Below are 7,378 nucleotides of genomic sequence, written 5' to 3' on the forward strand. Positions count from 1 at the left end.
CGCGCGGATTCAAGATTAGCCAGTGGTGAGTGCCGCGAAAAGCCGCCAGGAGTCGCGAAGTAACCGGTGCGTTCAGTCTGCCGGAGCGGGCGGCGGCAAAGCGGGTGCTTCGTCCGGCGCCGGCGGAGCTTCGGGCTCTGCGGGCGCGGGCTGGTCAAGATCCGCGGCTGATGCCGACACGCTCGCAGCGGCAGGCACGAATGCGGACACGCGCGTAACGCCGACTCGCGCAGTCAGGTTGCCCGGACTCGCGGCGAGAGCCTTCTGATAGGCGGCGGCGGCCTCGGCGGATTTACCCGACTCCTCGAGACTGAGCCCTTCGAACGCGTAGATTTCGCCGAGCCACGCGGAATCCGATGCGAGCCCAATTTCCGCGCGCTTGAAGAACGTCTGCGCCTGCGCGTAGTCCTTGCGCGTGACGTATGCGCGCCCCAGGTAGAAGTACGCGTACGAGTTGCTCGGATCGATCGAAATTGCGTGCGCCAGTTCGCGAATCGCGCCGTCAGTGTGCCCCTGCTCGAGCTCGACGCGCTGCTGCTCGGTGATTCTCAACGATGCGGCACGGGCGGGAGTTGGCGCAGTATCGATCAGCGGCGCCAGCGAAGAGTCGCTGATTTGGGGCGTCGTCGCGATCGAACCTACGTCGATCGCCGGCGCGACATCGGGCGGTTCGGCTTCTGCGGGGAGCGGGGGCGCCGGAGTTGGCGTTGGTTTAGCAGGAGGCCGCTGCTGCTGGCCGGGCCCTGGCTGTTCGGCGGGCGTCGGTTTCCCAGCAGGCACCTGTTCCCAATCACCGGAATCGGGATTTGTGTCGGGATTGGGATTTGCCTCTGCGGAGGTGGATGACGGCGCGGCGGGACCAGGCTGAGCCGCGAGATCCTGCGCTGGAATCGATTCCTCTTCGAGTTCCGCGACAACCATCGGCTGCCGCGGCGATGCGCTCGCGGAAATCGGCAGCATCGGCAGAAATATTGCGAAAGCGAATGGGCCCAGTCGCTTCATTAGCGAACTAGTCATTGGGATCAGCAACTGGATTCGGCTCCTCGGGCATCTTGTGGTCCACGCCAGTCAACGACGTCGCCGAACTATGATACGGGCAGTCCTGAGTTGGCGCCATACCTTCCGGATACACGCCCATCATAGTCACCGGGCAATAGGGTGTCGCCTTATAGCCGGTAGTCGGATCGACTTTCACCTCGACGATTCCCGGCGGAGCGGTGAAATCGAGCGGCGGGCGCGCCGCAGTCGCCGCTTTCATAAAAGCGGTCCACGCCGGCAGCGAAGCCTGCGCGCCGGTCAGGCCCAGCTCTTCCTTTTGATCGAAACCGGTCCAGGTCACCGCCAGCAGGTTGGGCGTAAAGCCCGCGAACCATGCGTCCTTGTCGTCGTTGGTGGTGCCGGTCTTGCCCGCGGCCGGCCGCGTGAAACCCATCGCGCGTGCGCCCGCGCCGGTGCCGTGATTGATCACGTTTTCAAGCATGAACTGCATCATGTACGCGAGTTGGGGCGAAATCACCTGTTCGGCGGTCAGTTCGTGGCCCTCGATTACCTTGTTGTTTTCGTCGACCACTGCGGTAACGGCGTAAGGCTGGATCTCCATCCCGTCATTGGCAATTACGGCGTACGCGCGCGCGATCTGCATCGGCGAGACTTCGATTCCGCCGAGCACGATCGACGGGTAGGGCGGCAAGTCGCCAAAGCCGAGCTTCGACGCCATCGCGCGGATTCGATCCAGTCCGACGCTGTTGGCCAGCCGCGCGGTCGCGGAGTTTAGCGACTCGCCGAGCGCGAACTCGAGCGTGACGTGGCCGAAGAAGCGGTCGCGATAGTTATTCGGCGTCCAGCTCATGTCGCCATACTGCCAGGTGAAGGGCGCGTCCTCGATATAGGTAGTCGGCAGGAACTTCTCCGCTCCTCCCGACAGGGTCTCGTCGAAGGCCGCCAGGTAGGTAACCGGCTTGAAGACCGAACCGGGCTGACGTTTGGACTGAGTAACGCGATTGAACTGGCTCGAGCGGTAGTTGCGTCCACCGGCCATCGCGCGAATCTTTCCGCTCTGCGGCTCGAGAGCGACGAGGCACGACTCGAGGCGCTGCTTGGTCTCGCGCCGGACCAGCTTGGGATGCTTGGCCTCCAGATCGCTGAGATTGTGCGCGATTGCACTCTCGGCGAGCTTTTCCATGTGCACGTCGAGCGAGGTGAAGATGCGCAAACCCTCGCCACTGAGCACCTGCGGCGGATAACGCTCGGCCAGTTCCTTCTTGACGAAATCGACAAAGTAGGGGGCGTCGTTGCTCTCGGCATAAACTTCCCGCGGATGCAGCGGCTCGCTGACCGCCGCGTCGTAAGCGGTTTTGCCGATGTACCCATCCTCGAGCATCGCGGCCAGGACCTCGTTGCGTCGCGGCCGTGCGGCGTCGGGATGGTGCAGCGGATTGAGCCGGTTGGGCGAACTGATCAAGCCGGCAATAGTAGCCATTTCGCCAATAGTCAGATCGCGCGGCTCCTTGGAGAAGTAGTACTCAGACGCTTCCCAGACGCCATATATACCTTCCTGTCCGCGCTGGCCCAAGTAGATATCGTTAATATAGTTCTCCAGAATTTCATCCTTGGAGTATTTGCGCTCCGCAATGTACGCCATCATCGCTTCCTTGAGCTTGCGCCTGTAGCTTCGCTCGCCGCTCAGGAAGAAGTTCTTCATCAGCTGCTGGGTGAGCGTCGAGCCGCCCTGGCGCACGTGCCCCGAGGTAAAATCGATATACGCGGCCTTGATGGTGCGGACCAGGTCAACGCCGTGATGCTCGTAAAAGCGATGGTCTTCGGCGGCCAGGATCGCATTGATCATCGTGGGCGGAATCTGGCTCAGGCGCACCAGCCGGCGCTGCTCCCATTCGCCTTCGAAGATGCCGCTGATGAGTTCGGGTTCCAGCTCGATCGAGAAGATCGGTTTATGGGTCACCGGATCCCCCATCGACTCGATCGTGTCTCCCTTAAGAGTCAGCTCGACGAATTCGCCGCCGAAGTTGCCGTACGGATAGGCGAAACTATGCAGAAAGATGTCGAGCTTGCCGCGCTTGCGATCGAAGCTGTACTCGCCGCGAGAGTCGACGTGGCCCGGATCGACGGGGTGGTAATTCAGGCGCGCGAGTCGCTCGAAGAAACCGAGGTCCTGAAGATCCTGGCCGGGGTAAATTAGCACCGAGTCGGAATAAATGCGCGACGGGATGTTCCATCGCTTGCCCGAGAACCGCGCGACGACTTCATTCTCGAGCTGATTGTAGTAGCTGAAAAACAGCCACAGGGTCGGCGGGATGGCGAACAAGATGATCGCGCCCACGCCGATGAGCGCGAATTTCAGGATTCGTTTCGGGGACATCGGAAATCCGTCCCCGGCTCAGGCCTCCGGCTTGACGGTCACGTAGATGGTGGCGTCGCCGCGCCTGACGAGCAGCAGGACGATCTTGCCCTTGGCGCTGGTCTTCAGCGCATGTTGGTACGAGTCGACGTTCTTGACGGCCGCGCGATTGACCTCGAGGATCACGTCGCGAGCGCGAAGCCCCGCCTCGTCGGCGCGGCTGCCGGGCTGCACCGACGAAATCACGACGCCGCCGGGCGCGTCGAGCCCGAGTTCTTTGGCGAGATCGGGACTCAGGTCCTTGACGTGAAGGCCGAAGGGCGAGACGGCGCCGAGGTCGGGCTTTTGCGATTTTTCCTCAGACGCCACGATTTCGGGCTCGCGCGACTGCGTAATCGTGACCGGCAGATCGATCGTCTGCTTGTCGCGAATCACCTTGAGCGTCCCTTTGTGGCCCAGGTCGGTGCGGCCGATCAGCAGCGGCAATTCGCGCGAGTCGCTGACCGGTTGATTGTCGAACGCCACGATTACGTCGCCGTGCCTGACGCCGGCCACTTTGGCTGGTCCGCCGTCGAGCACCTTGGCAACCAGCGCGCCGCGTGAATCCGCCAGCCCCAGCGACTCGGCCAGCTCGGGTGTCACCTTCTGGATGTACACGCCGAGCCATCCGCGCACGACTTTGCCCGAGCGCTTGAGTTGCGGCAGCTCTTCCTTGACCAGTTCGATGGGAACCGCAAAGCCGATTCCCATGCTGGTGCCGGTGTGCGTGTAGATCGCGCAATTGACGCCGACCACATCGCCGCGCAGATCGATCAGCGGACCGCCCGAGTTGCCGGGATTTATCGACGCGTCGGTCTGGATGAAATCCTCGTAGCTGCCCGGGATGAAGCGCCCCTTGGCGCTGACGATTCCGGCCGTCACGGAATGGTCGAAGCCGAACGGATTTCCGATCGCCATCACCCATTCTCCCACCTTCAAGTCGTCGGAGTTGCCCAGCGGCGCGACCGCCAGGTCGTGCTTCGCATCGATCTTCAGCAGCGCGATGTCGCTCTTCTCGTCATGCCCGACGATCTTGGCGGCGTAATTGCGGCCGTCCTGCGTGGTCACGGTGACTGCGCCCGGACCCTCGACGACGTGCTCGTTGGTCAGGATGTAGCCGTCCTTGGTGATGATGAAGCCGGAGCCAAGCGCCTTGGAGTGCGGCGAGCCGCCGAACTCCTCGAAAGGATGCGAGTGCGGTGGCATCAGAAGGCCGTGCGGAGACTCCTCGGGCGATGGCTCGCCGGCCTCGGCGGGTTCTGCGGGTTCGTCGGTCGAGATGTTCACGACGGCGGGGCTGAGCTTGGCTGCGAGATCAACGAAGTCCGGCATCGACTGGGCTTTCGCCACGTGAGCGGGGTCGGCCGGCTCGGTCCAGAAGCGGGTGGGTGGCGCGGAATCCGCAGCGCGTGCCGGCATGCCAGAGGCAATCAAGGTGAACGTCGCGATAAAAATCGCGACGCCAGAAAAGACGATGGGTCGGGAAAAATTATGCGTCATGTGTGATTATGCGAAGACTGCCGCTCAACGGCCCGGCGGTCTCGCCAATTCAACGTACTTCATTTGCAGACTGGAAAGAATCTCTTTGAGCAAGGCTTGTTCGTGGGGATCGAGATTTCCCCGCGTCTTGTCACGCAACATTATGATGATATCGATCATCTGCTGAGCCAAAATCAGGTCGTGCGTCACCTGACCGCTTGCCAGGTCGGGTATTTCGCCCAGCGCCGCCAGGGCCTGCTCTGACAGGCTCCATAGAAACGCCGCGAACGTCAGCTCCAGCGGCGCTTGGCTCGAATGGCGATTCGCCGCGGGCTGTGAGGCGGCGGCTTGCGGCTTGGAAATCGACTCCGGCCCGGGCGCGTCGGCTTTGGATTTTATTTCCAACGCTTCGCCGCTATCAGATGGCGCCTCGTCGCCTGGCTTGGCCTCGCCTTCGGCGGAGAAGCGTCGGCGGTCCTGAACCTTGAATCCCCGCTTGTCTTCTGATTCTCCCATCGACGGCGCCCTCACCCTTGTCCAATCTGTCCGGCCGACATCTGCTCGAGGCGGTGGATTCGCTCCTCGATCGGCGGATGGGTCGAGAACAGCCGCGAAATTCCCGCCGCGCTTAGCGGGTTGACGATAAACAGATGGGCCGTCGCAGGGCTGGCGTCCATCGGCATCCGCTCGTTGGCGGCCTCGAGCTTGCGCAGCGCGCTGGCCAGGTACAACGGATTATGCGTAAGCGCGGCGCCGCTCGCATCGGCCTGGTACTCGCGCGTGCGCGAAATCGCGAGCTGAATGAGGGTCGCCGCGATCGGCGCGAGAATGCCCGCGACCAGCAGCCCCGCCAGCCCGCCTTCCTCGTCGTCGCGACCGCCCAGTCCGAAGATCGCGCCCCATCGAACCATCGAGCCGATCATCATCACGGCGCCGGCCATGGTGGCCGCGATCGAGCTGGTCAATATGTCGTGATTGGTCACGTGCGAGAGTTCATGGCCGATGACGCCCTTCAACTCCTCGCGCGTGCAGATTCGCATGATCCCGCGCGTCACGGCGACGGCGGCATGATGCACGTTGCGGCCGGTCGCAAACGCATTGGGCGTGTCGGAATCGATAAGGTACAGCCGCGGCATCGGGATTGCCGCCGAATGCGCCAGCTCGTTGACGATCGAGTACAGTTCCGGCGCCGAACCCGCGTCCAGTTCCTGCGCCCCGTAAGCGCGCAGCACGATCTTGTCGGAGAACCAGTAGCTGAAGAAGTTCATCACCGCGGCGATGACGAAAAAGATCGCGACGCCGCGCGAACCTCCGAGCAGCCCGCCGATTACCATCAGCAGACCCGTCATCAGGCCCAGCAGCATCGTCGTCTTGAAGAAGCTCATAGCCCCTTTTTCACTCCCTCGCGCGACCTGACATATGTTGCCCGATGATACATGTCCCTTTCAGTGTATTAGTTTTGACGCTGCGCCACAAATTTTGACAACGCGCCGGCGACTTCATCGGCCTCGATGGAATCGATGGGGTTGCGCCTGAGAACTTCGATCCGTCCACCCGCGCCCGGCGCCAGCGGACGCCATCGCGCGGGATCGGTCGGCCCGAAGATTGCCACACCAGACGCGCCGGCCGCGGCCGCCAGATGCGACACGCCCGAATCGTTACCGACGAAGGCCGAGGCGACGCGCGCGATCGCCGTGACCGTCGGCAAATCGAGCTGCTTCAGGACCACGACGCCGGACTGGCGAAAGATCGGCTCCAGCGATATTTCGGCGGGGCCCAGAATGACCGCGACGCCCGCGTGGTCCGACAGCGACAGCATCGACGCGAGCGCCGCGAATTTATGCGCCGGCCAGTTCTTGCCGGGACTTCCGCTGCCGGGAAAAATCACAATCAAATTTGAGCCGGCGCATCCCGATTGCTCAATCGCACGCGCGGCTGCCGCGAGGTCGTCCGGGGTCGGTTCGAGCCGCTGATACACCGGTGAAGCGGCCGCGTCAATTTCAATCTCAATCGCCCGCAAGTAGGCCGCTGACACGTGGCCGTCACCGCCGGGGCGGAACGGATGAAACGAGACATGCCCATCGGTCGCCGCCGCCAATCGCGCGCGAAAACGCCAGTCGTCCGAGGCGAAGAACGAGTAGATGCGATCGAAATCCGCGAAGAATCGGCGCGCGTCGCCCGAAGTGTCATCAGTGAATAACGCGCCGACCTCGCGAGCCTCTATCGAATGACCGCGTGCGACGACGGTTCTTCCGGCTGCGAGCCGGGCCAGCTCCAAGCGCGCCATCAGCTCGACGCAAGCGCCCGGGTGGCGCCGCGCGATCGCCCCAAGCGCCGGCATCAAGCACATGAGGTCGCCGAGCGCGCCCGGAAAAATGACCAGCACGCGACGGATGGAACGCGCGATTCTCTCATGCGGCGTCATTGGGAACAGTCTATCAGCAGGGGTGACCGCAGGGGGTGACCCCTGCACCCAATATTAAGATAAAGATGCGGCCTGACGGC

Annotated in this window: 6 protein-coding genes; all 6 read right to left on the bottom strand. The window is 62.9% G+C overall.

Annotated elements, in window-relative coordinates:
* Positions 1-72: 72 nt before the first annotated feature.
* Positions 73-1,002: a tetratricopeptide repeat protein gene (locus VIO10_RS08035; RefSeq protein ID WP_331962025.1), complete on the bottom strand. Its 930-nt coding sequence runs from the start codon at positions 1,000-1,002 to the stop codon at positions 73-75.
* Between the two features lie 7 nt (positions 1,003-1,009).
* The gene (locus VIO10_RS08040; protein WP_331962027.1) at positions 1,010-3,376 is read right to left on the bottom strand and encodes a PBP1A family penicillin-binding protein; all 2,367 of its coding nucleotides are present in this window, start codon (positions 3,374-3,376) and stop codon (positions 1,010-1,012) included.
* Between the two features lie 18 nt (positions 3,377-3,394).
* Entirely contained in the window at positions 3,395-4,813 is a 1,419-nt protein-coding gene (locus VIO10_RS08045) for a DegQ family serine endoprotease (protein WP_331962030.1), read from the bottom strand.
* Between the two features lie 105 nt (positions 4,814-4,918).
* Entirely contained in the window at positions 4,919-5,389 is a 471-nt protein-coding gene (locus tag VIO10_RS08050) for a DUF1844 domain-containing protein (RefSeq protein ID WP_331962032.1), read from the bottom strand.
* Positions 5,390-5,400: 11 nt separating this feature from the next.
* Positions 5,401-6,258 carry a zinc metalloprotease HtpX gene (gene htpX / locus VIO10_RS08055; RefSeq protein ID WP_331962035.1) on the bottom strand — a complete coding sequence of 286 codons (858 nt, stop codon included), beginning with the start codon at positions 6,256-6,258 and terminating at the stop codon, positions 5,401-5,403.
* Positions 6,259-6,326: 68 nt separating this feature from the next.
* Positions 6,327-7,298 (bottom strand): glycosyltransferase family 9 protein, encoded by a 972-nt coding sequence (locus VIO10_RS08060; protein WP_331962038.1) that lies wholly within the window; start codon positions 7,296-7,298, stop codon positions 6,327-6,329.
* Positions 7,299-7,378: the final 80 nt, after the last annotated feature.

The sequence above is a fragment of the Candidatus Binatus sp. genome, assembly GCF_036567905.1.
Lineage (GTDB): Bacteria > Desulfobacterota > Binatia > Binatales > Binataceae > Binatus.

Excerpts from the sequence above, each read along its gene's own strand:
- VIO10_RS08035 (WP_331962025.1), bottom strand. The coding sequence starts at position 1,002 with ATGAAGCGACTGGGCCCATTCGCTTTCGCAATATTTCTGCCGATGCTG.
- VIO10_RS08040 (WP_331962027.1), bottom strand. The coding sequence starts at position 3,376 with ATGTCCCCGAAACGAATCCTGAAATTCGCGCTCATCGGCGTGGGCGCG.
- VIO10_RS08045 (WP_331962030.1), bottom strand. The coding sequence starts at position 4,813 with ATGCCGGCACGCGCTGCGGATTCCGCGCCACCCACCCGCTTCTGGACC.
- VIO10_RS08050 (WP_331962032.1), bottom strand. The coding sequence starts at position 5,389 with ATGGGAGAATCAGAAGACAAGCGGGGATTCAAGGTTCAGGACCGCCGA.
- htpX (WP_331962035.1), bottom strand. The coding sequence starts at position 6,258 with ATGAGCTTCTTCAAGACGACGATGCTGCTGGGCCTGATGACGGGTCTG.
- VIO10_RS08060 (WP_331962038.1), bottom strand. The coding sequence starts at position 7,298 with ATGACGCCGCATGAGAGAATCGCGCGTTCCATCCGTCGCGTGCTGGTC.